Source organism: Arsenophonus endosymbiont of Aleurodicus floccissimus (assembly GCF_900343025.1).
Taxonomy (GTDB): Bacteria; Pseudomonadota; Gammaproteobacteria; order Enterobacterales; family Enterobacteriaceae; genus Arsenophonus.
Genome location: NZ_OUND01000002.1, coordinates 339330 through 365919, shown reverse-complemented (window position 1 = coordinate 365919; position 26590 = coordinate 339330). Strand labels below are relative to the sequence as shown.

At 37.6% G+C, this 26590-nt stretch carries 21 protein-coding genes, 1 other RNA gene and 11 pseudogenes; 23 read left to right on the top strand and 10 right to left on the bottom strand.

Annotated features, from left to right (window positions below; genetic code table 11):
* The first annotated feature begins 186 nt into the window (after positions 1–186).
* From ARADI_RS18000 to dagF, 12 genes and pseudogenes are all read left to right on the top strand, one after another.
* A complete protein-coding gene (locus ARADI_RS18000; RefSeq protein WP_238149310.1) occupies positions 187–399 on the top strand; it encodes a hypothetical protein in 213 nt (70 codons plus the stop codon).
* 30 nt (positions 400–429) lie between these two features.
* Entirely contained in the window at positions 430–969 is a 540-nt protein-coding gene (locus tag ARADI_RS17995) for a BglG family transcription antiterminator (protein WP_238149309.1), read from the top strand.
* Positions 957–1499: a BglG family transcription antiterminator gene (locus tag ARADI_RS17990; protein WP_238149308.1), complete on the top strand. Its 543-nt coding sequence runs from the start codon at positions 957–959 to the stop codon at positions 1497–1499. The genes ARADI_RS17995 and ARADI_RS17990 overlap by 13 nt, the downstream gene beginning before the upstream one ends.
* A 54-nt stretch (positions 1500–1553) precedes the next feature.
* On the top strand, positions 1554–1820 hold the full coding sequence (locus ARADI_RS17985; protein WP_369407007.1) for a PTS sugar transporter subunit IIA: 267 nt from the start codon (positions 1554–1556) through the stop codon (positions 1818–1820).
* Positions 1821–2457: 637 nt separating this feature from the next.
* Positions 2458–2795: pseudogene (locus tag ARADI_RS21695) on the top strand (transcriptional antiterminator).
* Between the two features lie 20 nt (positions 2796–2815).
* Positions 2816–3166 carry an SFCGS family glycine-rich protein gene (locus ARADI_RS09290; RefSeq protein WP_119711871.1) on the top strand — a complete coding sequence of 117 codons (351 nt, stop codon included), beginning with the start codon at positions 2816–2818 and terminating at the stop codon, positions 3164–3166.
* Positions 3167–3279: 113 nt separating this feature from the next.
* Positions 3280–3462, top strand: a pseudogene (locus tag ARADI_RS17980) (DUF4312 family protein); the annotation flags it as partial.
* A 27-nt stretch (positions 3463–3489) separates the two neighbouring features.
* On the top strand, positions 3490–4281 hold the full coding sequence (locus ARADI_RS09280; RefSeq protein WP_119711870.1) for a DUF4311 domain-containing protein: 792 nt from the start codon (positions 3490–3492) through the stop codon (positions 4279–4281).
* A gap of 2 nt (positions 4282–4283) precedes the next feature.
* Positions 4284–4922 (top strand): DUF4310 family protein, encoded by a 639-nt coding sequence (locus ARADI_RS09275; RefSeq protein WP_119711869.1) that lies wholly within the window; start codon positions 4284–4286, stop codon positions 4920–4922.
* Between the two features lie 27 nt (positions 4923–4949).
* Positions 4950–6091 (top strand): annotated as a pseudogene (locus tag ARADI_RS09270) (amidohydrolase/deacetylase family metallohydrolase).
* A pseudogene (locus tag ARADI_RS09265) lies at positions 6075–7181 on the top strand (DgaE family pyridoxal phosphate-dependent ammonia lyase). Before ARADI_RS09270 ends, ARADI_RS09265 begins: the two co-directional pseudogenes overlap by 17 nt.
* Positions 7181–7923 (top strand): annotated as a pseudogene (gene dagF / locus ARADI_RS09260) (2-dehydro-3-deoxy-phosphogluconate aldolase). Before ARADI_RS09265 ends, dagF begins: the two co-directional pseudogenes overlap by 1 nt.
* 100 nt (positions 7924–8023) lie before the next feature.
* Here dagF and rnpB read toward each other — a convergent pair.
* Positions 8024–8397, bottom strand: an RNA gene (rnpB, locus tag ARADI_RS09255) — RNase P RNA component class A.
* Positions 8398–8464: 67 nt separating this feature from the next.
* Positions 8465–9361, bottom strand: coding sequence for a 16S rRNA (cytidine(1402)-2'-O)-methyltransferase (rsmI, locus tag ARADI_RS09250; protein WP_119711868.1), 897 nt, complete (start codon positions 9359–9361; stop codon positions 8465–8467).
* A 59-nt stretch (positions 9362–9420) separates the two neighbouring features.
* On the opposite strand from rsmI, the pseudogene ARADI_RS21690 reads away from it, so the two are divergent.
* The 9 genes and pseudogenes from ARADI_RS21690 to ARADI_RS09220 all read left to right on the top strand — a co-directional run bounded on the left by ARADI_RS21690 (position 9421) and on the right by ARADI_RS09220 (position 15941).
* Positions 9421–10599, top strand: a pseudogene (locus tag ARADI_RS21690) (penicillin-binding protein activator).
* Between the two features lie 71 nt (positions 10600–10670).
* Positions 10671–10937: a penicillin-binding protein activator gene (locus tag ARADI_RS19755; RefSeq protein ID WP_255420667.1), complete on the top strand. Its 267-nt coding sequence runs from the start codon at positions 10671–10673 to the stop codon at positions 10935–10937.
* Positions 10927–11094, top strand: a complete 168-nt coding sequence (locus ARADI_RS19750) for a penicillin-binding protein activator (RefSeq protein WP_255420666.1) — start codon at positions 10927–10929, stop codon at positions 11092–11094. The genes ARADI_RS19755 and ARADI_RS19750 overlap by 11 nt, the downstream gene beginning before the upstream one ends.
* A 114-nt stretch (positions 11095–11208) precedes the next feature.
* Positions 11209–11376 (top strand): YraN family protein, encoded by a 168-nt coding sequence (locus tag ARADI_RS21685; protein WP_238149307.1) that lies wholly within the window; start codon positions 11209–11211, stop codon positions 11374–11376.
* 235 nt (positions 11377–11611) lie between these two features.
* Positions 11612–12202: a DnaA initiator-associating protein DiaA gene (diaA, locus tag ARADI_RS09235; protein ID WP_026821383.1), complete on the top strand. Its 591-nt coding sequence runs from the start codon at positions 11612–11614 to the stop codon at positions 12200–12202.
* A gap of 9 nt (positions 12203–12211) precedes the next feature.
* Positions 12212–12787 carry a division/outer membrane stress-associated lipid-binding lipoprotein gene (dolP, locus tag ARADI_RS09230; protein ID WP_119711867.1) on the top strand — a complete coding sequence of 192 codons (576 nt, stop codon included), beginning with the start codon at positions 12212–12214 and terminating at the stop codon, positions 12785–12787.
* Between the two features lie 463 nt (positions 12788–13250).
* Entirely contained in the window at positions 13251–13583 is a 333-nt protein-coding gene (locus ARADI_RS17970; RefSeq protein WP_119711866.1) for a hypothetical protein, read from the top strand.
* Between the two features lie 131 nt (positions 13584–13714).
* Positions 13715–14894 (top strand): annotated as a pseudogene (locus ARADI_RS17965) (RHS repeat-associated core domain-containing protein); the annotation flags it as partial.
* A 219-nt stretch (positions 14895–15113) separates the two neighbouring features.
* Positions 15114–15941 (top strand): hypothetical protein, encoded by an 828-nt coding sequence (locus tag ARADI_RS09220; RefSeq protein ID WP_147392397.1) that lies wholly within the window; start codon positions 15114–15116, stop codon positions 15939–15941.
* Between the two features lie 295 nt (positions 15942–16236).
* Here the strand turns inward: ARADI_RS09220 and mtgA are convergent.
* The 8 genes and pseudogenes from mtgA to zapE all read right to left on the bottom strand — a co-directional run bounded on the left by mtgA (position 16237) and on the right by zapE (position 24178).
* Positions 16237–16954 (bottom strand): annotated as a pseudogene (mtgA, locus tag ARADI_RS09215) (monofunctional biosynthetic peptidoglycan transglycosylase).
* 2 nt (positions 16955–16956) lie between these two features.
* Positions 16957–17612 (bottom strand): annotated as a pseudogene (elbB, locus tag ARADI_RS21680) (isoprenoid biosynthesis glyoxalase ElbB).
* Between the two features lie 240 nt (positions 17613–17852).
* A pseudogene (gene arcB, locus ARADI_RS09205) lies at positions 17853–20191 on the bottom strand (aerobic respiration two-component sensor histidine kinase ArcB).
* Between the two features lie 259 nt (positions 20192–20450).
* The gene (gene sspB, locus ARADI_RS09200; protein ID WP_119711863.1) at positions 20451–20927 is read right to left on the bottom strand and encodes a ClpXP protease specificity-enhancing factor; all 477 of its coding nucleotides are present in this window, start codon (positions 20925–20927) and stop codon (positions 20451–20453) included.
* Positions 20928–20933: 6 nt separating this feature from the next.
* The gene (sspA, locus tag ARADI_RS09195) at positions 20934–21575 is read right to left on the bottom strand and encodes a stringent starvation protein SspA (RefSeq protein ID WP_119711862.1); all 642 of its coding nucleotides are present in this window, start codon (positions 21573–21575) and stop codon (positions 20934–20936) included.
* A gap of 397 nt (positions 21576–21972) precedes the next feature.
* A complete protein-coding gene (rpsI, locus tag ARADI_RS09190; RefSeq protein WP_119711861.1) occupies positions 21973–22365 on the bottom strand; it encodes a 30S ribosomal protein S9 in 393 nt (130 codons plus the stop codon).
* 19 nt (positions 22366–22384) lie between these two features.
* On the bottom strand, positions 22385–22813 hold the full coding sequence (rplM, locus tag ARADI_RS09185) for a 50S ribosomal protein L13 (protein ID WP_119711860.1): 429 nt from the start codon (positions 22811–22813) through the stop codon (positions 22385–22387).
* 284 nt (positions 22814–23097) lie between these two features.
* Positions 23098–24178: pseudogene (gene zapE / locus ARADI_RS09180) on the bottom strand (cell division protein ZapE).
* A gap of 224 nt (positions 24179–24402) precedes the next feature.
* On the opposite strand from zapE, the gene zapG reads away from it, so the two are divergent.
* Positions 24403–24789, top strand: coding sequence for a Z-ring associated protein ZapG (gene zapG, locus ARADI_RS09175; protein WP_119711859.1), 387 nt, complete (start codon positions 24403–24405; stop codon positions 24787–24789).
* A gap of 286 nt (positions 24790–25075) precedes the next feature.
* Positions 25076–26494: a Do family serine endopeptidase gene (locus ARADI_RS09170; protein ID WP_119711964.1), complete on the top strand. Its 1419-nt coding sequence runs from the start codon at positions 25076–25078 to the stop codon at positions 26492–26494.
* Positions 26495–26590 lie beyond the last annotated feature (96 nt).

Here is a 26590-nt window from a genome sequence, read left to right as displayed (position 1 = left end):
AATCACAGACAACTTTTCTATTTTATTAATTGAAAGATATTACTCGTGGCTGTTTTTACAAATCAACCTATCCACCAGATTTTTACTAATATTCAGAGCGAAATTGTATCGTAAGATGAGCTTGCTAAACGTTTTGGTGTTTCAACGCGCACCATACATTCAGACATCAACGAATTAAATGAATATTTGCAAGACTATGATGCGTGTATCGTTTATGAGCGAGGTAATGCCTATAATTTTAAAATTAATAACGAAGCGCTTTTTGCTACCATCAAAACGGAAAAAATAGCCGATGATGAAAATATTCCGCGAACAGAAAGAGATCGGGTTGATGCCTTACTATTAAAGCTATTAATGCTGCCATTACAAGTTAAGTTAGATGATATCGCTGAAAAATGATTTATTAGTCGCGGTATCATACAACAGAGCATGAGTATTGTTAGAGAATATTTGTATAAACATGACATCCAGATCGAAGGTATCCCACATCAAGGAATAAGATTAATTGGCAATGAATGGGCGATTCGTACCTGTATTACCGAAATATTATGGCGCCGTTTCTCACAGAAAATAAATAAAGATATCGCTAAATTTAGCCTGACTTATCTTGATAATATTAATTTAACCTATATTAATAAAGTATTGAAAAATAGTCTTAGTCGTTTTGATATTCGACTGACTAACGAAGGCCACCAATATCCCATTTTCAATTGTGCTACCACTATCTTAGGTATTACTCATGGCCGTGAATTAACCACTTTTATCAATAATGAAATGGATCCTGTTATTCAAAATACGGTCAAAGAAATTTCAAACGGGCTGATTTACTTTCTTGTGGTGAACTATCAAACGCAGAACAAGCTTACTTATGTACGCAGCTTTCAGCACAACGTATTATTGGTAACGAACAGCCCAATTAAAAAACGGGCTTACATACCAAACTACTTGCTCATATTTTGCAATATATAAACGACTCATATAATTACGATTTACGTAATGATGAGAAACTAAAACGTGATTTGACAACCCATCTCGCCACTTTATTAACTCGTTTACAATTTAATATTAATATACCAAATCCTTTACTTGACGATATCAAACAATATTATTCTTTTGCTTATGATGTCACCCTCGATGCCCTACGTAGTGCCAGTACCCTGCTACCTTACCCAATTAGTGAAGACGAACTTGGTTATCTGGCAGTTCATATTGGGGTAAGTTTGGAATGTAATTATGGTACCAGCCATCATCGGCCAACAGAGGTTTTAATCATTACTGATTCAGGCAACTCAACAGTACGTGTGATAGAAACCAAAATTATGCGTGAATTTCCACAACTAAAATTTAATCGTGCACTGTCGTTACAAGAATATAAAGTCTTAGAAAACATCGATGAAGATTTTGTTATCACTACCATTCGATTAGCAGAAAAAAATAAACCGATGGTGAAAATCGCCCCTTTCCTACTCCCTATCAACTGGAGCAAGTCGGGCGTTTAGCGATGATCAATCAAACCTTATATTATTGAGTGATTCTTTGATGAACGTTATTTCATCATACTTAATGAAAAAATTAGCCAAGAAGAACTATTTAAGAAAATCTGTAAAAAACTACAAGCCGATGGTTATGTCACTAACTATTTTTACCCATCGCTACTCGAACGAGAATCAATTGTCTCTACTCTACTGGATGAAGGTATTGCCTTACCTCACTCATTAGGTTTGTTAGCGAATAAAACGGTGGTGTTACGATTATTTCACCGCAAGGGACCAAATGGAATGCAGAAACCAAGGAAGTTGCTAATGTCATTTTTCTATTAGCCATTAGTAAAGTTGACTATGAAGAAGCTATCGCTATTTATGAGTTATTTGTAACTTTCGTCAAAGAAAAAGCCACTAAAAGATTAATTAATAGTATAAATTTCAATGACTTTCAGGTTAATGCTAAAGATAGCTTGAGTCGTATTAATTAATAATTTCCACTTAATAGTGGAAAAGTGGAAATAATAAATAAAAGTGTGATTTTTAATGATCATTATCAGAAGACAGGTAACTTTTTTATCTTTTTGTTAGTCACTTATTTTTAGTTTACTTTAAACTGGCAAGCCAAATTTCCAGCAATCTATTATTATTCCGTAGGCTATTTCCACTTAACGATTTCGCTAAATAAACAAATAATCAATCAACTTTATATTATCTAATCTACTGATATAAAACAAAAATAATAATATCCCAACACGTTCAATAACAACATGAATAATAAAAAATTAGCCTTTGATGTAGTTAAACTTCCAGTTTGATTAAAATTAATTCGCTATTTTTGTCTTTATTTTTCCAGATATTTGCCAGTTCAAAGTGGAAATGTTTCTCTCCAAAACCATACTGGAAAGAACTAAAGTTATTAACAATAGCAAAAGACTAGTTTTATATTAGTTTCCAAATGGGATAGCGAAAGTTTATGAGTCAATCCTCAATTTTTTTTAATGTCGCAAAAGATAACCTGGATGTAGAGACTGTCACCAATAAATTAATTTCTATTATGATGGCTGGCTAAAAGCTGAAGGGGCCCATACAACTGATGTTCAACAACAGATGCTACGTTCTCACGTTAAAGCGATGGTAGAAAGAGCCAAAACAGGTGAGTCTTTACCTAAAGTGGATGTCTCACTATTTGAGGAAATATCCCCTGAATCAATTGCCTTAGCCGAGAAAGTTGTTAATACCTTGCCCGGCTTAGCTTACGAAGAGGCTTATCTGCTGTCAGTTCATTTTGAAGTAGCACATTCTAACTCATAAAGATAATAGGAGAATTAAATATGAAACAGATCCATGTCGTTATTGGTGACCGTTTAGGCAAAGGACAAAAAGTAGCTACCGGTGGTAAAGCAACCGTCATTCCCGGTGTTGCTGCTGATATGAAGTTAGGCGACGTAATGAAAGAGCATAATGCAGACTTAGGGATCTCATTTTGTGGTAGTGGCGGTGCCGGTGCCATTACTGTACAGACTAAGTATGGTTATAAAGCACGTTATAGAATGCGTTCTATTGAAAAAGGCGAAACAGCGATTGCAGATGGCCGTATTGTCCTTAGATTTGGTTTTATGGACAAAGAAGAGTTGAGCGAACGTTTAGTTAAAGTATTCAATAAGGAACATGGCAATGCATGATGAAACAGAAAATGGAAACATCTGTACGTGTTAATGGTCAAGGGAATTCACGCCAAAAAGCACTTGCTGATGTACTAAGTTCAATTCAACGTATCCTATAAAAAAACACTGATAACATTCTGTTATGTATCGAACCGAAAGACATTACCGTTACCAGTGCTAAAGTAAAAACAACAACAGAAAGATTTCTTTTCTTATTCTTACCCAGCAAGCGTGAATATTTCTCTGTTGTTTTAGATGTCTCATTAGATATCACCTTACTAAATGTTAAAGAAATCACATTTACCGCTGAATAATCGGTATCTTGATTTGGAGAAAATGTCATGGGCGAGACAACGTCTTTTTTAGAAATACTCGGCATGTCCCTAATTATCGGTAGCTTATGTGGTTTTGGCCTCGGTGCAGGTGCTGCACGTATGTTTCACGCACCCACTGTCCAAGGTATGAGGGCTTTCCATACATTAGGTGAATTAAATTCCTGTGAAGGCGATCCTGCTTCTCACTTTTCATTCGGCTTAGGTTTTTTCTTCAACACTTGGGCATCATCCGTTGCTGCTGGTGCATTTACCCAAGATGTTGATCACCGAATCATACCCAACTGGGGTACAGCCGTTTTAATGATCAAAAACCGCAATGTCGCAGAAACGATGCATAACCCAAAGAAAATCGCCATTGCCTGTAGCATTATCGGTGCATTGGTCGTTGCCTTTTTGAACACAACCGCTTCTGCCGTTCCATCTGCACTACAAACTACGGCAATTAATGTCTTAGTTCCAGCAGCAAATTTATTAGTCGAAATCGTCATGCCGGCTATCTTCTGGTTAGCCGCCATGGATGCTGGTTGCCGTTCAGGTTTCTGGGCAATACTGTTTGGCGGTTGTGCACAACTTATTATGGGCAATGCAATTCCAGGTCTGGTACTTGGGATCTTAATTGATAAAGGGGTCGACGATAGTGGCTGGAGAAAAATTACCCGCACTATGATGGCGGCAGTGATTTTATTGTTCGTACTCAGCGCCTTCTTCCGCGGATTTGATGTCAAAATACTCGAATCTTTCCATCTTGGTGCACCAAACTGGCTGCCACATATCCACCAAATCATGAGTGGAGAATAATTATGACAACGGAAATCAATAAAAAAGACTTTTGGTATACAGAGTGGTCATTTCCTCTGTTTGTTGGACTACTATCCGCCAGCATCTTTGCCGGAACCCATATGTATGTCATTTATGGCTTCGGTGCTTTCAATGAAGTTGCTTTCGTGGCAATGCTACGTTCTGGTCTCGATACTGGTGTTTTTGGTGCAGTAGCTGCATTTGGTGCTAGTTTCCTATTTGTTCGTATCATTGAAGGCTCATTGGTAGTGATCCTAGATATTGGTGGTGCGTTGCAAACTGGACTGGGTTTAGGCGTACCGGTGCTATTACTTACTAGTAGGTATGGATTTTTTAGTCATCAATTTCTGGGCATCATGATGACCGGCTTAGTATTAGGTATCGTTATTGGCTGTATCATTATCTTCGCCCGCAAATTTACCGTTGGACAAACTAATTCGACCTTCGGTGCTGATGTCATGATGGGTGCAGGTAATACCTCTAGCCGGTTTTTAGGCCCGTTGATCATCTTAGCGGCAATGGTAGCCTCGATTCCAATTGGTATTGGTTCACTACTTTTTTATATTTGGAAAAAACCGATTGCCGGTGGAGCAATACTCGGCGCGATGGTTCTGGGTTATTTCTTCCCTATCGCCGCCTAAATTAGCAAGAAAATAAAGAAAGCTATTATGAACGATCTCATTATCAAACAAGGAAAACTTATCAACGGCCAGATCGTTGATATCTTAGTACGTGATAGTAAAATTGTTACCATTCGCCCAGACGCAGCCAAAGAACAACAAGCAACTAAAACGATTGACCTAAAAAGCCAACTTTACATTAGTGCCGGTTGGATCGATGCCTCATACCCATTGCTATCCAGAATCGCCTATTTACTCCGATGAGCCTGACCTAGCCGGCGCATCTTGCGGGGTTACCACACTAGTAGATACTGGCAGTGTTGGGGCTGAAGATATTGATCGCTTTTTTGCCATTACACGTAAAGTCAAAACCAATGTTTATTCACTGCTTAATATCGCTAAAACAGGTATTATTGCCCAAAATGAATTAGCCGACATACTGCAAATTGACGAAGCTAGTTTACAAAAAGCTATCGCTGATCATCCAGAGTTTGTTGTCGGAATAAAAGCCCGTATGAGTAAAAGCGTGGTTGGTGAAAATAGTATAACCCCGCTTGTCAAAGCAAAAGAAATGCAGAAAAAAAGTGGGCTACCCTTAATGGTACATATTGGTAACAATCCCCCTAATCTTGATGATATTGCAGATTTGTTAACCAAAGGCGACATAATTACCCACTGTTTTAATGGTAAGCCTAATCACATTCTGGACGATAATGGCAATTTAAAACCATCGATTCAACGCGCACTTGCCCGTGGGGTGATCCTGGATGTGGGGCACGGTGGTGAAAGTTTCAGCTTTAAAGTCTTGGAACAAGCTATGCGTATTGGTACTTATCCCGATATCATCAGTTCCGATATCTACCATAAAAACCGTATCAATGGCCCAGTTTATAGCCTGGCTTTCGTGATGACCAAATTTCTTTGTATGGGATTCTCAATATAGCAAATAATAGATTGTGTCACTAAAAAAGCTGCCGACCTACTTCATTTAAAAAGTAAAGGCTATCTGGATGTCGGGTATGGACGCAAACTTCACTATCTTTGATCTCAAAGAAGAGCGTACTGAACTCTCTGATGCAGAAGGTGAAATACGCTTTGATAGCCATAAGTTTGTGCCTGTTGTTGCAATTGTTGGCTGCAAAGCAATTGTTTCCACAGAAAGTGAGTCTGAATATGCAATCGATTTATGAAAAATATCAACTCAAAAATGTAATTAATGCCTCCGGTCGCATGACAATGCTGGGCGTTTCAACGCCTAAAGCTGAAGTTACAGAACGTGTCGGCTATGGACTTAATCATTACTTTGCAATCAAAGATCTGGTAAATAAAACCGGCCAGTATATTGCCAAGCTACTGAAGGTGGAAAATGCGGTGGTTATTTCTTGCGCCTCAGCCGGCATTGCGCAATCCGTCGCTGCGGTGATAGTAAAAGACAATGCCGATTTACTTTATAATCTTCACACTTCACCTCAACCTGTGCCCGTGAAATTGCTATGCCGAAAGAACATAATGTTAATTTTGGTGCCCCAATTGACACCATGGTTGCACTTAGTGGCGGTGAAATTGTGTCGAAGCCGGTTATGCTAATGAGTGTAGTGCAGCTAAAATTACTGACCAAACCGCAGCTATTCTTTATGTTAAATCGCATCACTGCGTACAAAAAAGTATGCTAACGGTAAAAGAAGCGGCCCAGGTTGCTAAAAAAACATCAAATCCCTTTAATAGTCGATGCAGCTGCAGAAGAAGATTTAGTAACTAATTATCAAAATGGCGCTGATTTAGTGATCTACAGGTGGCGCTAAAGCGATTGAAGGCCCAACTAGCGGACTAGTTATTGGCAAATATCAATACGTTGAATGGGTTAAACAACAAAGTAGCGGTATTGGTCGTACGATAAAAGTCGGTAAAGAGGGTATTTTAGGCCTAACACTGGCGATTGAACTCTACCTAACGGCCAAAAAAGAGACTGGCGAACAAATGGTTGAGCGGATGTCTGATTTTATAGATGATCTTAACAAAATCAAAGGCGTCAAAGCCCAAATCGTTTGGGATGCCACTGGCCGTGATATTGCCCGGGCAGAAATCAGCTTCGATCAGAAAGCCATTGGTAAAACTACTTATGCTATGATGGCAGAATTGAAACAGGGCGACACCTCTATCTATTTTCGTGAATATAAAACCAACGAAGGAAAAGTTGAAGCTGATATCCGCAGTGTTACTAACAAACAACTGAAAACAATTGTCTCACGCATACGCCAAGTTGTTACTGGAGTCAAATAATCGGAAAACAATTAACCCCTAATTTCTATCATGATCGTGTTTGTCTGAATGTTCTGGCAGACTCTCACCAAAATGCTAAAGAGATTTATCAAGCCGCTGAAACTTATGTCGTGGTTGGCGTGCTGTCAAAAAACTATGCTGACTTAAATAGTGCTATCGACGATATGGCTAAATATGCTGATGAAATTGATAATACACTTTCTGTCGGTTTAGGTGCAAGTGATCCTAATCAATCTAATATGGTTTCGCAAATTGCTAAAGTCATTCAGCCGCAACATGTAAACCAGGTATTTACTGGGCCGCAACCAGTCGTGCATTATTAGGTCAAGATCAGACTATTGTTAATGCGCTTATTTCACCAACTGGTGCAGTGGGTAAAGTAAAAATTTCTACCCGGCCGCTAAGCTCAAATTATCCAGACGCCATTGTTCCTGTTGAAACGGCAATTGCAATGTTAAAAAATATGGGCGAAAGTTCAGTGAAATTTTTTAATATGGCAGGGTTAAAATATCGCGAAGAATATCAAGTTGTTGCAGAAGCTTGTGCTAGCTGTGATTTTTATCTTGAACCAACTGGCGGTATCGACTTAAACAATTACACGGAAATTCTCAAAATTGCATTAAATGCTGGTGTAAAGAAAATTATTCCTCATATTTATAGCTCTATCATCGATAAAGCAACCGGTAATACCCGTCCTGAGGACGTTAAAAAATTACTTGAAATGACTAAGCAGTGTTTATAGACGCTATTGATAAAATAATCGGTTTATCAATTTCATTGCACTCTAAATAGTCTAAAAGTAAAACCCCATTGTAATTTTACTCACAATGGGGTTTTTAATGTTTTAGAGTAAACCGATAAGCCGGGTTCTGTCGTGGACAACCATTCATCTAGGCCAGCACTTGCGCACTGACTCAAGCAGCCTACCCGGGTTCGATACGGGCCGCATCTAGTGAACCCCTATTTGGCCTTACTCCGGATGGAGTTTACCGTGCCACAAACTGTTGCCAGTTGCGCGGTGCGCTCTTACCGCACCCTTTCACCCTTACCTGTGGTTAATAGCCATCGGCGGTTTGCTCTCTGTTGCACTAGTCGTAGGCTTTCGCCTCCCAGACGTTATCTGGCACCCTGCCCTATGGAGCCCGGACTTTCCTCCCCTTTATTAACAATTACCTAGGGTAATCAACAATAAAGCAGCGGTTGTCTGGCTAACTCCAACGCCGAATTATAGGGATTTAATATTAATTTGTATAGTTATTTATCACAACAGGCCAACACCTAATCTACTTGATTGTACTATCAGTACTAACTTGTTGTTCAAGGCTATGTTTATATAGTGCATTCTTCTTTAAACCATAAATTTCTGCCGTAATAGCCAGCGCCTTCTTTAACGGCAATGATTGCTGTAGTAACGCTAATGTTTTTTTCACCTCTGAGGAAATAGCTACTTCACCCTCCTGTGGTACTCTATATCCCTGAACCAACAATACCATTTCGCCACGAGAACGATTTTCATCAACTTTCACCCAATCAAGTAGTTCTCCAACCGGCAAACCATGAATAGATTCCCAGGTTTTTGTTAATTCGCGAGCTAAGACAACATAACGCTTAGCGCCCCAAATAGCGACCATATCTACTAATGTGTCTAACAAACGATGTGGTGATTCATAAAAAATAAGTGTTCTCGGCTCCTCCGTTAACGCTTGCAATACCTTTTGTCGACTTTTACGTTTTGCTGGCAAAAATCCCTCATAACAAAAGCGATCTGAGGCGATACCGGCAGCGGAAAGGGCCGTAATTGCTGCACATGGCCCTGGCAAAGGAACTACCTGAATACATGCTTGGCGACAAGATTTTACCAGATGATAACCAGGATCATTAATTAACGGTGTTCCTGCATCAGAAACTAACGCTATACTTAGTCCCTGTTTTAATTGAGGAATTAATTGATCTGTTTTCTGTTGTTCATTATGATCATGTAAGGATATCATGTCGGTTTTAATAGCAAAGTGCTGCAATAATAAACCCGTACGCCGGGTATCTTCCGCTGCAATAAGATCTACCTGCTTAAGGATCTGCAATGCACGCAGAGTGATATCATCCAAATTACCAATAGGAGTTGGTACAGTATATAGCGTTGATACCATCTCTACCTCTATATCTTGATTAGGTTCATTCATTGTTTATTCCGAATAACCGATTAAAATTAAGCAATAATAATTACATCACTGGACAAAGTATGCGTTCTTCAATTTTTGTTAAAAAAGGTTTGATCTGTGTAACAATACTATCCTCACTTTTGTTAGTAGGATGTCATTCCTCAGTAGATCAAAGTAAATCGACTCCCGATACAACCATACAAGCAAGCTCTGAAATGAGTCATTATCAATCAATTATTGATACGGCTAATGGTACACCATCTGCTGAAGCTTTGCGCGCCTATATCGCGCAAGAACCCCTATTAAAAGATAAGGTTAATCACCAGAAAAATATTGATGCTTTTTGGCAAATGTTAATCAGTTTACCCCCTGAACAAATTCAAAAATTAGCTGTTAGGGCAGATGAAAATGTCTTACAGGGTTGGATTGATCTGCTTGATCTATACCATAATAACTACTAATTACAAAATACATTTAATGACTGGAAAATACGCTATCCAGCCAATCCGGGTGTTAAAACTTCCCCAACAGCACTTATACAAATTATTCATCAATCCTCAATCAGTAGCAACCCTAAAATTGGTCTATTCTTGCCTTTAAGTAATAACGGTAAAATATTTGCTGAAGCGATTTTACAAGGTTTCCTTGATGCCCCAAAAAGTTTAGCCATCGATCCGACAACCGCAACCAGCTCATCTGAGCAAAATAGCCAAAATAGGGATCCCGTTCAAAGTATTATTGATTCAATTACTAACAGTAGCAATAATATGACGCAGGAAAACAATTCACAAACCCCATTGCTTATTATTGACAATGCACCTATAAATAGTCAACAGGTTAAAGTATACGATACCAATACTCAATCGATTGAGTCACTCCTGCAACAAGCTGAACAGGATGGCATTACCTTAGTCGTCTGGCCACTTTTAAAACCGGATGTACTTAAAGCTATTCAAATAAATACTCCATTAAATCTTTTGACATTAAATGAATTAGATAATGATAAAATACCGCTTAAAAATAATGCCTGTTACTTTTCTCTGTCACCTAAAGATGAAGCGGTTAATACAGCTCGCCATATGGCAAAAGAGGGCAAACAAGTACCCTTGATCCTGATCCCTTCTTCTCCTTTTGGGGAACGTATCGCAAATATATTTGCACAAGAGTGGCAAAAATTGAAACAAACCCCAGTACATAAACAAAGTTTTGGTAATATTGATAGTCTAAAAGCTAGAACTGCCCAAAATACTGGAATATAGATGATAGGCGCTCCAATAGTAATTGCCGAACAGCAAAATACCAACAATACGCGGCAGAGGCGATTGATGCGGTGTATAGTGTCGCCACAAGTGATGAATTATCATTGATTAAACCGATGATAGATATCGCAACCGACGGTCGCACACGTCCAACACTTTACACCAGTTCTCGTAGTCATCAAACAGATTTAAGTACTAATTATTGTCTGGAAATGGAAGGCTTACAATTTAGTAAAATCCCTTTACTGGCCGGCGCTAATTCCACTTTACTAATTCAAGCTAACCAACGACTCTCTGCTGATTACTCCCTAATTCGTTCTTTACGCTATGGGAATTGATGCCTGGTTATTAGCTAATAATTTCAATCAATTACAACAACATGATATTGAATTAAATGGAGCCACAGGCAAACTAAGTGTAAATAGTAACAATTGCGTAATTTTTCGTACTCTGCCGTGGTTAAAATTTAAACAAGAAAAAGTTCAATTGATTTAATAAATTGTAAATTAAAAGTAAAATTTATCAGCCAATAGATAAAAATAGAGTAAAATAGTGACTGAAGTGTCATTTTAACTACACCCTCAGCTTATAGATAAGGATATCTCCGCTATGCTAAAATCGCCAAATTTATTTTGGATACAAGGACGTCACTTCGAATATAAAGCCAAACAATTCTTACAACAACAAGGACTTCAATTTATTAGCCGCAATGTGAGTTTCCCGGTTGGAGAAATTCATTTAGTTATGAAAGATCAAAACACTTGGGTAGTTTGTTGAAGTATACTTTCGGCGCCATGATAACTACGGTAATGCATTAATGTCAATAACTTTAAACAAACGAAAAAATTACTTACAACCGCTAAATTATGGCTGCTTAAACAAAATGAAAACATAGAAACCGCTTTATGTCGTTTTGATATTTGTGTTACTACTGGCAATCAATTTGAGTGGTTACCAAATGCCTTTAGTGACTATGATGCCATCCACTAATTATATGTAAGTAGGTCTTAACGTGTTGGAGAAAATTAAAGCCTGTTTTACCGAAAGTATTCAAACACAAATTGCCGCTGCTGAAGCATTACCCGATGCTATTTCTCGTGCAGCAATTATGATCGTTCACGCCTTACTAAATGGTAATAAAATCTTATGTTGCGGCAGTGGCGGCTCAGCAGTTATTGCACAACGCTTTGCGACCAGTATGATCAATCAATTTGAAGCTGAACGTCCGAGTCTGCCCGCTTTATGTCTTAACACAGACAATGCGATTATAACCTCGATCGCTAATGGCCAAAAACCCGAAGAGGTATATGCAAAACAAGTGCGTGCATTAGGCCAATCTGGTGACGTACTTCTTGCAATTGCGACCAAAGGTGATAGTCGCGTTGTGATAAAAGCGGTTGAAGCTTCACTCGCACGTGATATGACGATTGTGGCCTTAACCGGTCATGATGGCGGAGAATTAGCCGGTTTATTAGGTACACAGGATGTAGAAATTCGAATACCTTCGCAAAGAAGCATCAGAATTCAAGAAGTTCACCTATTAACAGTTAACTGTTTATGTGATCTAATCGATAATACACTTTTTCCGCATCAAGATGACTAAGGAGTAATAATGAGACTATTTCCTCTAATTACCATAATATGCAGTACCCTTTTATTACAAGGATGCATTGGGGCTGCTGTAATAGGCTCAGCGGCGGTCGCTACAAAAAGTGCGACGGATCCAAGAAGTGTCGGGCGCCAGGTCGATGATGGAACATTAGAAGCCCGCGTTAGTGCTGCTATTAACAAAGATCAAAAAATTACCCGCAATGCACGTGTTATTACTACAGCATATGAAGGTAAGATACTGCTTACCGGCCAAGCGCCCGATTTTGCATTAGCTGAAAGAGCGAAACAGATAGCAACCAAAGTAGAAGGTGTTAAAGCAGTTTATAATGAAATCCGTCAGGCAACGCCAGTTGATCTTGTTACGGCTTCTAAAGATACCTGGATAACCACCAAAATAAAATCACAAATTCTTACCAGTGATTCGGTTAAATCATCAACCGTCAAAGTTATTACCGAAGGTGGAGAGGTATTTTTACTTGGTATTCTAACTCAACAGGAAGGAGCTGCCGCAGCGAGAATCGCTAGTGAGACAGATGGCGTTAAACGCGTAACTACCACATTTACCTACCTTAATTAATATTTTCTCATTCAATATAAAAAGTGATTATCTTTCTAATTTGTTACCCGGTAGCCACAAGGCCAGGTAGCTAATTTTAGATAGCGTACTTTCACTTTCGCTGCTATATTCTACGACGCGCAATAACCTTTACTATCTTTAACAAAAATGAAATATTTTTAGCACTATTTTTTTTACAATAGCCCAATCCTAAAAAATCTACACCAACCAATTAAGCAACTTTCCTCGAGATTTAATCGCTTGTGTTATTACCTGAAGTTAATATATTGACACCAATAATTATTTGACATCAAAAACATAACTCAATGAAATAATATTCGATAACTTAATAATATCAAAGCACTATTTTCTGAAAATATAAATATCACCTGTTATGCAACTATCGATTATTGATAACAAAAAGGCGTGAAAATTTTATTTCTCCTTTGCAACTAAATAATAGTGAATAAACATGGAGAAAAATATGCAATCATCGTCATTATTTAAAGGAACACCGACCATTAAAATAGTTGATAATCGAGGTTTAACCGTAAAAGAAATCGATTATCATCGCCATCCCGCTAGCCCCAATATCACTAATGAACGTATTACCCGCCTTCAATATAACACGCGTGGTTTGTTAATAAAAAGTATTGACCCACGGTTATATGAACAACAAAAAAATGACCCGACGATAAAAGCCAATTTTTACTACCACGTATCACTAACGAGTATGGTTTTAGCTACTAACAGTATTGATGCTAGCGGGGCATTATTACTTAATATTGATGCTAAAAAGGTAACTGACGTCGGTTAGAATATGATATTGCTGGTATGCTAAAAAGTAGCTGGTTAACCATAGAAAATGCTACCGAACAGATTATCATTAAATCGTTAACTTATTCCGCCGCGGGACAAAAATTACGCGAAGGACATGGCAATGGCATCATAACCAACTATCTTTACGAACCGCAAACCCAACGGTTAATCGCCGTAAAAATCGAACGGCCGGCAGCGCATCAAATGAGAGCAAAAATCTTACAAGATTTACGTTATCAATATGATCCGGTCGGTAATGTGATCAACGTGCGTAATGATGCTGAGGTAACCTGCTTCTGGTATAATCAAAAAGTTATACCAGAAAATACCTATACTTATGATACGCTTTATCAGCTGGTATCCATTACCGGCCGTGAAATGGCTAACCTTCAACCACAAGACTTCACATTATCTTATCCAATCATTCCTCTGCCTGCTGATAATAGTGTCTATATAAATTACATTCGGCATTATGTTTATGATGTGGCGGGTAATTTGACCCAAATCCGCCATAGCGCCCCAGCCAGTAACAACAGCTATACAACCAACATTACCGTCTCAAACCGCAGTAATCGAGCTGTACTTAGCAACCTAACTACTGATCCATTGCAAGTCGACGAACTAATTGATGCCGGTGGTCACCAATCAGAATTACAGCCCGCTCAGGCCGTTAACTGGAATTTTCGCGGAGAATTACTGCAAGTCACACCAGCAAAACGCCAACAACCAGCATCTGATCACAAGACTTATCGCTATGATGCAGGTGGACAATGCGTAACCAAAACGACCACATCACAAACTGCTAATAGCATCCACCTGCAACAGGTTATTTATCTATCGGGCTTACAGTTACGTACCTGCCAGATAAATGAAACTTTAACCGAAGATTTACATATTCTGACCTTCGCTGACACTGAACTGGCTAAAGTGCAGATTTTGCATTGGCAAACTGGCAAACTGGCAAACCAACAAGTATTGAGATAATCAATTACGCTATAGCTACCATAATCTGATAGGTAGTAGCGATATAGAAATTGACGGCCGAGGACAAGTGATTAGTCTGGAAGAATACTATCCCTATGGCGGCAGCTCAATATGGACAACCAGCAGTCAGGTTAAAGCAGACTATAAAATTTTTCGTTATTCCGGTAAAGAGCGTGATGCAACCGGCCTTTACTATTATGGCCATCGCTACTATTAACCCTCGATAGGACGATGGTTAAGCGTTGATCCTGCTGGTACCGTGAATGGCCTCAATCTATATCGAATGGTAAAAAATAATCCTATTATGTATAGCGATGAACGGGGTGAATCAAGTCGCAACCGTTTTCGCAACATATTTATAGTATCAACCTATTTAAGCCGAAGAGAAGGAGAACCAATAAGACGTTCATTAGCTAGAGGTATGAAAATCACCCGCGCAGTGATGGCTGGATTAGCGATAGCTGGAGCAGTAAGCGCTAGTGGCGGGATCCTCGTTGCAGTAGGTATTGGCTCATTTATTATTGGTGCGATTGCCGGCTAAAATTTGAACCAACTTTCCGGAGACATAGCCAATTTTTTCAGTAAGCGCTTTGAGGGAAGATCAACGACAGAGAATATGGCGGCAGGGGCAACATTAAGTGCCGTCACTGCTCACCTTAATGGCGCCAGACTAACCAGCATAGGGATCGCCAGTGCGGTAGGAAGCATTTCTGGTGCTGCAGGAGGATTAATCGGCAATTCTGATCGTGGCATGGGTGGTGCTCATGCAGCAGGCGTTGCTATTGGCACTGTCAATATCATTGGCGGTAAAGGAACCAGCCTGGCAATGGAAGTTTCTGCTACCACGTTTGGCGCCGCCAGTGGACTCATAACTAGCGTTAAGCATAGTCCGCTCGTAGGGCAATATGCCGCTTACGGCAGCTATACTAGCGGAATAATAGGTCGTCAAGCAGATAATATTAACTCATATGCATTTAATTATGCTGGTGGAGCGATTGTCAGACACGGATCAGAAGCACTATTTGCTGCTTATGTTGATAATCATTCCATTTGTCGATTCGTTGGCCACAGTTTAGGAAATAAGATATTTTCATTTTTCTCACGTAAAATTTCAGTGGGCGGTCCGAATGAATGGATGGGAAGCGCTATTGGTGCAACCATTCTGGGGATTGTATCTGCGTTACAATTGACCATCACAAATCCCTATTTTCAGTATGTTACGGGTAAATTTATTCAATTTTTAAACTGGCTTGGGGGCAATGCAATGAATTTAATAAAACTCTTTATTCTACCCGATGCAGCAAAAGCCTTAGCAATAGATGCTGTTCGCAGCACGGCTCGAAAAATGGTTAGCGGCAGTGTATCTTTTTAACTGTTTTTTATAGTTAATAAAAAATTGGTAAAGATTGATGTTCTCTCCCTTCCGTGTATTGATTATACTTCTGGTTAATACACGGCAGGAGAGATTTATCAACAAACTTCTATCTGACTGATTTCATTTTCAACCAAGCGAATAAGTATATTAAAAACTCTTTATTCAGTTAAAAATCAAATGATGATTAAAGTTATTATTTAGCAATCAAATATGAAGTTAGTAAAAGGACTGATATTTCCAGAATAAAATACCAAAAAAATAAAAATTTCATTGCTATATTCTGTTGGGCTATTCAGTCAGCAATGAAGCTATGTTTTTTCAGAAAATTTTTATCACCCAATTGCTGCATTTGCTGAAGTACCCATACTTGACGAATTAATAAATCATTAGATGATTTTTTTGCTTGATAAGCTAACGGATTTGATAAAACCGCAGCTAATCGTGCAGCTTCAGCTGCATTTAATTGATTTGCCGGCTTTTTAAAATAATATTTTGCTGCTTCTTCTACGCCAAAAATACCCTCACCGAACTCAGCAATATTCAAATAGATCGTCAAAATCCGCTTTTTAGACCACATAACTTCAATTATCGGCGTCATAATAGCTTCAACACCTTTACGAAAGCAGCTTCGCCCATTCCATACCAAAGATTTTTTACAACTTGTTGAGTTATAGTTGAAGCTCCTCTAATAGGTTTTTTACTAACCGAATTTTGGTTAATAGCACTTTTTATTGCCTAAAAATCAAATCCCCAATGATTTGGAAATTTTGATCTTCTGCGGCAATCGCTGCAATTAACATGTTCGGTGAGATGGCATTAAGCTCAACACAAGCGGAACGAGAAGTATAAGAAAAATTTAATGATAACCAAGCGTTAATTTTTCTTTCTAGCATGATCATCGAAAACGGAACAGGCAAAAATTTGAAAATCAAAATCGTTATTAACCAACAAGAAAATAAGATTGATAATGCCCTTTTTGACCAATGCCATAATAATAAGTAAACTAACATAACTAACGGCTTGCCAGTTCAATTACTTTTTTAACTAATTTATTAATTCTTTGCCATGCTTCATTTGGTGATGATGCTAATATATAAGCTGGTGTTGTATTACTTTATTATCTTCATCAACCACAATATCATCAAAGGAACAAATAATATGTGCTCCTCCCATCTGTTCTATTTGAGCAATAGTTTTTTTATCATTGCCTATTGTTAACTTTACCGCTTTATTTAAAATTTTAGGTGGCATTACAGGCGCAATACACATCAATCCCATGAGCTTACCTTGTTGATGAATTTCACGACAAAATATTAATAATATCTTTATCTATTTCACAATCACTTCCTTTAATAGCAAAATTAGATAAATTTTTTACTACCCCAAAACCACCAGGAATAATGACTGCACTATATTTATTTACATCTGCAGATGATAAAAGCGCTATTTTCCCACGTGAAATACGGAAGATTCTACCATTAACGTTCCTTTTTTCTTGATTTTTTCTCCATTTATATGATTAATAACATCTAGTTACTCTCTATTAGGTGCAAAAAAACATATTTCAATATTATTTTCACTCAAAGATAACATAGTAAGTACTGATTCATGGATTTCACTGCCATCGAATACACCACATCCGCTTAAAATTACTGCAATAGGTTTCATATTTGACTCCATTTATAGTAGATTGCTACTAATTCATTTAATATGATAACATGGGACTTGACAACAAATTTTAATGAATCTTATAACAAAAACGATTATATTTGTTATGTTGATTGGCTGGCAAAAAAATGAAAGTTTCTATTTTACTCACCATCTACATTTATTCATATCATAATTGGTGAGTAAAAACGATTTCCCTGGTGTTGGCGCAATATTCGCGCGCCCCAACTTCGGTTGGGGTTATTTTTTTTCAGTGCCGACTAACCAGTGCTTCAAAGCTTTAACATCTTTTTGCCAATCTACTTCTAATTCATCAAACCATTCCTGAATATTATCCCACCAGGCAGGTAAATCAGACGATTGGAGCTGTTGAGCTAACTGCTGGAGATGGCACAAACCAACTGCACCTGCTGCACCTTTAATTTTATGAGCCTCTACAACAATCCCATTTCGATCTTTGGCCACAATATTAGAATCCAATAAATATAGGTATCCTGGCATCACATTTTCAAAGATCTTTATGCTCTCTTCAATCAGTTTTGGTCCAACTAATTCGAAATATTGGTTGAGCATATTGATATCTAATACGTCATCATGATTAGCAAGTTGTTTTAGCGGAATGTTGATGGATTTATTTTTACAACCAGTCAAATATTTTTCAATAATCTTTATTAATGCACTTACCGAGAGTGGTTTACTTAATACATCATCCATACCGGCAGCAAGATACTCTTTTTTGTCTTTCAATAGATTAGCTGTTAATGCAATTAAAGGTGGAAGTTTATCATTAGTATAGATTTGACGAAACTGACGTGCAATATCGAGACCGGTCATATCAGGTAGTTGGATATCCAATAAAACCAAATCGTAACTACCAATTTTGAACATTTTTAGCGCTTCTTTTCCATTCATAGCAACATCAATGGTATGGCCTAATTTTTCTAATACAGATCGGGCGACGATAATATTTAATTCAATATCTTCCACCAAAAGAATATGCAACTTGGGTAGTAAAACAACTTCTGGTGTTGGTGTTTCAACCGTTTTTGCTACAACAGGCGCTATAACGGATACAGTGAAGCAAGAACCTACCCCTAATGTACTTATCGACCTGTATATCTCCACCCATGCTTTGCGATAACCGTTTAGAAACAGCAAGACCAATTCCAGTACCCGTTTCTGGCCGGCCACCAGAACTACCCTTTACCTGATAGTACATTGCAAAAATTTTTTTTTGCTCCTCTTTTGGGATCCCAATACCGTTATCAATAACCTGAATAAAAAGTTGCTCATGTCCTTCATACCAAATACGAACTTTGATCTCACCCTGTTGGGTAAATCTCACGGCATTACCAATTAAATTCCATAGTATTTGCCGTAACCGTGTTACATCGGTAATGATCTTGCTCGGTAAATTTTCTTTTACTTCTAAGATAAATTTTAAATCTTTAGGTTGTACTAAAAGCCCCGATAAATTTTCAAGATCAGAAATAAATTCATTAAAATCAATTTGTTGACTATCTAAACTAACCTTGCGGCGCTCAATCTTATCCATCTCAATAATGTCATTGAAAATATTACCTAAAGTGATAGCGCTGACATGAATAGTTTTCAAATAATTTGTTTGTTCATTGGCTAATTCTGTATCGAGTAATATACGACTCAGTCCAACAATCCCATTAAGCGGCGTACGAAGCTCATGGCTGATAGTTGAAATAAACGTTGTCTTATCTCTCCCTGCTGGCATTTTCTAACGCTTCCTGATAATGCTTACGCTCGGTAATATCGCGTCCAAATCCTACTAATCCATGACGTTTTCTAACCCGATCATAAAACGGGACTTTGCGTATTTCAAAGCATGCTTTCCGTCCATCGGGATATACCAACCATTGTTCATAGGTCAATGACACATTATGACGAAATACTTTTTCATCAGTTTCCAGCTCCTTTTCAGCAACTTCCTCACCATAAATTTCACGATAAGTTAGTCCAATAAGCTGCTTTTCACTGCGACCTGTCAATAATTTCATTGCTCGATTACAACAAGAAAAATCATTATTTTCATCACGATAATAAACAAGATCAGGTGATGCATCTAAAAACGATTGTAATAATATAGACTGCTGTTCAAACTCAAGTTGTGTCTGCTCTCGGCGCTTCATCTCTTTTTGCAATTTTTCTAATAATTCTAAATGCGCCTTTTATATTTTTTCACGCTCTGCAATTTCCAAATTGAGCTGAGCAATATTTCCTTTAAGTTTGTCAGTAAGCTCGGCATCACGCTTACGCATAACTTCTAATTTATCCACCATGCCTAATAAACGACGACGAGACTCTTCAAGTTGTTCGACCACAACAGAAAGAAAATAGACCGCCCAAGGCGTAATAATCAATCCAAAAAAGATAGAGCGAACCAAATCAATATTATGAACATTGCCATATAATAAAATATCAACCGTGATCTGTAATACCATAGCTAATACGACAAGTGCTGTGGCTAATAGTAAGGAAAATCCAATTAAGCCAAGCTTCATCATTAAATCAACATAATATTGAGCAAATCCTTTAAGCAACTTCATACAAACTCCGATACAAAAAATCAGCTTAAATCATAACTTATATAGATAAAAAACAGAGGGATCTAACATACATTATGAGGGATAATTTAGATTTAGATTTAGATTTAGATTTAGATTTAGATTTTCATGAATAATGAATTAATTTATAAACGAAATTTTATAATTAGTCAGATAAATAAAAATTTAATAAAAAAATATAGATTAAAAAAGAAAAAAGGGCAGTATTTGATACTCCCCCTCAATCATGATATACTTAATTTTATAACACGTGTCGTTTCGGTGGCATCGGCTGGTCATCATAAGAAGATGAAATCGGCGTTATTTCTTGCGCTTCATTTGATAATTCAGTATCACTAACCAGTACTAAATTTTCACTTTGAGCAATAGAATTACCTGTACCATCCTCATATTGTGGCTCAGGCTCAAACATCATTCCTGCTCCATTTTTGCGCCCATAGATAGCAATAATAGCGCTCATAGGTACTTCAACATGGCGAGGAACGCCACCAAAACGGGCATTGAAGCTGACAATTTCATTAGTCAGTTCTAAATTACCGACGGCTGAAGGTGTAATATTTAAAATAATCTGTCCTTTATTCGCATATTCCATCGGTACATTTACGTCAAAAATATTAACATCCACAACTAAATGGGATGTCATATTATTGTCGAGAAGCCATTCATAATGAGCCCTAAGAAGGTAAGGACGACGTGGCGACATTCCTAACAATTCCATAATAAATTAACCTGTGGTAGATAAAAGCATCTCACGTTCAGCTTCAGTTAATGAAATAAGGAAAGAGTCTCGCTCAAATACACGTTCCATATAAGAACGAATGCCCTCTGTTTCTTTTCCTTTAGGAAAGTCGATCTTCCAGTAAGGTAAACGCCATAAAAGGGGAGCTAAATAGCAATCAACTAGACTAAATTCTTCGCTCATAAAAAACGGTCTTTCTTTAAAAATTGGCGAGATTGCTATCAGTTCCTCCCTTAACTGCTTACGGGCAGCATCAGCTTGAGGATCCTTATTTTCAATCTTATGCATCAAAGAATACCAATCCTTATCTATCCGATGTATCATCAAACGACTATTACCACGAACAACGGGATAAACAGGCATCAATGGGGGATGCGGAAAGCGTTCATCAAGATATTCCATAACAACACGGGAATCATACAATGTTAATTCTCTATCAACCAGCGTTGGTACTGTTTGGTAAGGATTTAGATCAATCAAATCTTGAGGCAAATTACCCGCTTCAACATTCTCAATCTCAACGCTCACGCCCTTTTCTGCCAATACGATCCGCACTTGATGGCTAAATATGTCGGTCGGGCCGGAAAACAGTGTCATTACCGAACGTTTGTTGGCAGCGACAGCCATGAAAACCTCCAAGTTTTATTAAAAAAGAATAAACAGCCATAATATAATTATATCAGGCCATTCTTACATGTTTAAAATGCTGGTGAACTAATTTACTTGGTTAACAGACATTTAACCTTTATTTCTTAAACTACAATTGATACATGTTATTTCCACCAAATAAGGTGAGAAATAGATAAGAAAATAATGGCCTATAGTCTATCAGATTTTGCTCAATATGGTGGAAAGTTTGACAAGATTTTATGATAAATATACAAAATTAAAGCAATTTTTTATTCAAAATAATTAATAACAAAAAAATTAAATTAATAATCGCAAGATAATATAAATTTATAACATGTTAAAAACCCGCCTTTAGGCGGGTTTTTTGTTAATAATTTGTTGTAAAACCAAGAAATTAACGTTTAGAGTATTGTGGACGACGACGTGCTTTACGCAGCCCGACTTTCTTACGCTCAACAGAACGCGCATCACGAGTAACAAACCCAGCTTTACGTAGTTCTGAACGTAGTGTCTCATCATATCCCATCAATGCACGTGTAATACCATGACGGATTGCACCTGCTTGACCAGAAATCCCGCCACCTTTAACGGTAATGTATAGATCCAGTTTTTGCAACATATCAATCAATTCTAAGGGTTGGCGGACAACCATTCGCGCCGTTTCGCGGCCAAAATATTCTTCTAGGCTGCGTTGATTGATAGTAATATTACCGCTACCTGACTTAATGAAGACACGTGCGGAAGAACTTTTGCGGCGACCAGTGCCGTAGTATTGATTTTCAGCCATTGCCTATATCCATCCTCGATTAAATGTCAAGAACATGCGGCTGCTGTGCCGCGTGGTTGTGAGCACTACCCGCATAAACTTTCATTTTACGGTACATCTCACGACCAATAGGTCCTTTGGGTAGCATACCTTTAACCGCAATTTCAATTATACGCTCAGGATGACGGGCAATCATTTCTTCGAAGGTCGCTTGTTTGATACCACCGATATAACCAGTATGGCGATAGTAGATTTTATCTTCACGCTTGTTACCAGTAACAGCAACTTTTTTTGCATTAACAACAATGATGTAATCGCCAGTATCGACATGCGGAGTATATTCCGCTTTATGTTTGCCGCGCAAACGACGAGCAATTTCAGTTGCAAGACGGCCTAAAGTTTTTCTATCCGCATCAACAACGTACCAGTCGCGTTTTACGGTTTTTGGTTTAGCTGTAAAAGTTTTCATTAAAGCTTACCGATATATAAGTTACATGTTGGCGAACACTCATATTCTATAAAAATACTTCAGCATGTTCACGCTAATTTTTTCCAGTGAATCCTACCCCCTTCGAGTAGTCAAACTGACATTAATGCAAGATTTTTGGGAAATGAAAAATTTCTGTAACGTGGATTGATAAAATTATAGAGAAATTTTCGCTAAAAATCAACCTGAAAAATAAATTTCTCGTCAATTTATTGTATTTACCCGCTTAATCAAGCTATATGAGGTAATTTTAGGTATTCCTCACTCTACATTTCTTGCAATCTTGATAAACAGCGTTGATATTCAAAACGTAACAAATGCCCTTGGTAAAGTTCATCCATTGCTATCTCAGTATTAATAATCAACTTAACTTTTCGTTCATAAAATTCATTAATCAGAACGAGAAAACGCCTGGCTACATCTTCATGGAGTTCTGACATCAACAAAACATTATAACAGTAGTACCGTATGATAATCTTTTGCTAAAACGATATAGTCATTTTGACTACGAGCATCTTCACATAATACCTTAAATTCAATCGATAAAATGCCTTCTGCAGTACAGATTGCCGGCATAGTACGATGATTAATCTCAAGAATAGGAAACCTAACTCAAGATTTGCCAGCTAATTTAATAAATATCTCATCCATACAATTACAGTTGGCTTCATCAATTGGCGTAATAAGATAAAGACCCGCTTGCTTCAAAGTACGTAAACGATAATCAATACCTGCATCAACATTGATAATGTCACAATATTTTTTAATTTGTTAGATCGCCGGTAAAAAATGTGTTCGTTACAATCCATTTCGATAGAGTTCATCTGGAGGAATATTAGACGTTGCCATTAAGCAAATGCCTCTGGTAAATAAAGCTTTCAATAACGTTGCCAAAATCATGGCATCAGTAATATCAGAGACAAAAAACTCATCAAAGCATAAAACATCGGTCTGTTTTTTAAATCTATCGGCAATAATTTCCAATGGATCTGCCTGACCTTGTAACTCAATCATTTCATTATGCACTCGCCACATGAAACGTTAAAAATGTAAGCGTAATTTTCGGCCATCCGGTAAACTCTGATAAAAGAGATCCATCAACCAAGTTTTACCTCGGCCAACACTACCCTACATGCATAATCCTTGCACAGGCTCAAGATTTGTATGAGGGTTCTTAGTAAATAACTGGACAATTTTATTTTTCAATGATAACTGGGATGTTTTATTAAGCAACTGATGATGAATAATATTTAAACGTGCTATCGCCTTACTTTGCACCTCATCAAATTGATAATCACCGGTAGCCAAAAACTGTTGGTAAAGTTTAGTGGGAGTCAATAATGTCATCAACGTGATACTCCTTAAAAATATCATAATTTTATTGACCAATGAAACCAATCATAAACATTATATCGATAATCTTTGCTACTTTAATACCACAAAATACTATGAAATCATTAGCAATAACTTTTCCCACTTTCACTTATGGCCTTTTAACAGGTATAGTGACTGCTATACTGTGAATTTATTTCTATGAAAATAAATGTTGTTTTGTTAATGAAGGAGTCAACATGACTTGGGAATATGCACTAATCGGTCTAATTGTAGGTTTCATTATTGGTGCGCTAGTAGTTCGCTTCTGCAATACCAAGCTACGCAACCAACAAGCTTTACAAGCTCAACTTGAAAAGAAAAACCATGAATTGGAAGAATATCGTAAAGAATTGGTCAGCCATTTTGCGCGTAGTGCAGAGTTACTCGATAACATGGCGCAAGATTATCGTCAACTCTATCAGCATATGGCGAAAAGTTCTCATGAATTGATGCCTGATATGCCACCAATACAAAACAACCCTTTTAACTATCGTTTGACTGAATCAGAATCAGACAATGATCAAGCTCCCGTTAATTTACCTCCTAAAGATTACTCTGAAGGTTCTTCTGGCTTATTTCGCTGAATAAAAGAAAAAAGAAGGTAAATTAGGTTACATATATTAATAAAATTGCATCTTTACCCAATTTTGATGGTAGCACATTCACCTAATAGAGTTATTTTATTGTCAAAAATTAATATCATGTAAATACATGTAAAAAAACGATTACTGCTATCTGTTGGCTGAACTTTTTTGCATAATTTAAAGTCTTAAACCTGCTGAGGCCTTTCAAATTCTAAATCCTATATCTTCTATCCAGGATAGCAAATTACCTTAAATAAATTAGGTATGTAAGAGAATTGAATTCATGATGAAAAAAGAGAAACATTTTTTAACTATATTAGCGATGAGTATCAGTCTTTCACTCATAAATATACCCGCAGTAAGTCATTCTGCATCAATGCCACCAATTGATTTATCATCTGGTCAAGAATTACCTAGCCTAGCACCGATGCTAGAAAAAGTACTTCCTGCCGTAGTTAGTATTCGCGTATCTGGAACACGTATTCAAAATCAACAGCTACCCGAAGAATTTAAATTCTTTTTTGGGCCCAATTTTCCCTCACAACAACAAAGTATTCGCCCTTTTGAAGGATTAGGCTCCGGAGTTATTATTGATGCTGAAAAAGGTTATATCCTAACTAATAACCATGTCATCGATAATGCTAATAGCATCCAAATTCAGCTTAATGATGGCAGAGAAATTGACGTTAAGCTTATCGGCCGTGATCCTCAAACAGATATCGCCCTATTACAAATCAAAGATTCAAGTACAGCAAATCTGAAAAAATTGAACTTAGTGGCGATTAAAATAGCTGATTCCGATAAACTGCGAGTTGGTGATTTTGCTGTTGCTGTTGGTAACCCTTTCGGCTTAGGTCAAACAGCTACATCAGGAATTATTTCTGCATTGGGTCGTAGTGGTTTAAATGTAGAAGGTCTGGAAAATTTTATTCAAACTGACGCTTCTATTAATAGAGGTAACTCAGGTGGCGCATTAGTTAATCTCAATGGTGAACTGATTGGTATTAATACCGCTATTTTAGCGCCTGGTGGGGGTAATATTGGTATTGGCTTTGCCATTCCATCCAATATGGCGAAATCCCTTAGCAATCAAATTATCAAACATGGTGAAGTAAAACGTGGATTACTAGGGATCAAAGGCACTGAAATGACTTCTGATGTTGCGAAAGCATTGAAGATTGATGTGCAAAAAGGGGCATTTGTCAGTGAAGTGATCCCAAATTCTGCAGCAGCTAAAGCAGGCATTCAATCTGGTGATATTTTGGTTTCGATTAATAACAAATATATCAATAGCTTCGCTGAATTGAGAGCTAAAATTGGCACTAGTGAAATCGGTAAGCAGATCACCATCGGCCTACTACGTAAAGGCAAGCCAATGGAAGTGAATGTTACCTTAGAAGATAGTGATTCCAGTAGTACGAAAGCTGAAGTTTTAACCACGTCACTTATGGGAGCCACTTTAAGCAATAGTACAATCAAAGGCACTAAAGGTGTTAAGGTCGATAGCGTTTCGTCTAATTCACCTGCAGCCATGCTTGGCCTCGCAAAAGGTGATCTTATTATCAGTGCCAACGAACAACGGATAGAAAATATTAATCAACTGCGTAAAATTATTGAAACTAAACCTACCGCTTTAGCATTAAATATTTTACGTGGTGATCAAAATATCTACTTATTACTTCGCGGTAATAATATATTCAATTAATCACCCAGCAAACAGTTACTGTTAACTATCGTACCTGTTTGTATTTATGGTATCCTGCTGTTTTATTATCTCGTTTATCTTTTATTACAGAATACT

Bases quoted from the DNA above. Each gene is read 5' to 3' on its own strand.
- ARADI_RS17995 (WP_238149309.1), top strand. From the start codon at position 430: ATGAGTATTGTTAGAGAATATTTGTATAAACATGACATCCAGATCGAA.
- rplM (WP_119711860.1), bottom strand. From the start codon at position 22,813: ATGAAAACTTTTACAGCTAAACCAAAAACCGTAAAACGCGACTGGTAC.
- sspB (WP_119711863.1), bottom strand. From the start codon at position 20,927: ATGGAATTGTTAGGAATGTCGCCACGTCGTCCTTACCTTCTTAGGGCT.
- ARADI_RS09280 (WP_119711870.1), top strand. From the start codon at position 3,490: ATGGGCGAGACAACGTCTTTTTTAGAAATACTCGGCATGTCCCTAATT.
- ARADI_RS17970 (WP_119711866.1), top strand. From the start codon at position 13,251: ATGCAATCATCGTCATTATTTAAAGGAACACCGACCATTAAAATAGTT.
- sspA (WP_119711862.1), bottom strand. From the start codon at position 21,575: ATGGCTGTCGCTGCCAACAAACGTTCGGTAATGACACTGTTTTCCGGC.
- dolP (WP_119711867.1), top strand. From the start codon at position 12,212: ATGAGACTATTTCCTCTAATTACCATAATATGCAGTACCCTTTTATTA.
- ARADI_RS09290 (WP_119711871.1), top strand. From the start codon at position 2,816: ATGAAACAGATCCATGTCGTTATTGGTGACCGTTTAGGCAAAGGACAA.
- ARADI_RS19750 (WP_255420666.1), top strand. From the start codon at position 10,927: ATGGGAATTGATGCCTGGTTATTAGCTAATAATTTCAATCAATTACAA.
- ARADI_RS09275 (WP_119711869.1), top strand. From the start codon at position 4,284: ATGACAACGGAAATCAATAAAAAAGACTTTTGGTATACAGAGTGGTCA.
- zapG (WP_119711859.1), top strand. From the start codon at position 24,403: ATGACTTGGGAATATGCACTAATCGGTCTAATTGTAGGTTTCATTATT.
- rpsI (WP_119711861.1), bottom strand. From the start codon at position 22,365: ATGGCTGAAAATCAATACTACGGCACTGGTCGCCGCAAAAGTTCTTCC.
- rsmI (WP_119711868.1), bottom strand. From the start codon at position 9,361: ATGAATGAACCTAATCAAGATATAGAGGTAGAGATGGTATCAACGCTA.
- ARADI_RS21685 (WP_238149307.1), top strand. From the start codon at position 11,209: ATGCTAAAATCGCCAAATTTATTTTGGATACAAGGACGTCACTTCGAA.
- ARADI_RS09170 (WP_119711964.1), top strand. From the start codon at position 25,076: ATGAAAAAAGAGAAACATTTTTTAACTATATTAGCGATGAGTATCAGT.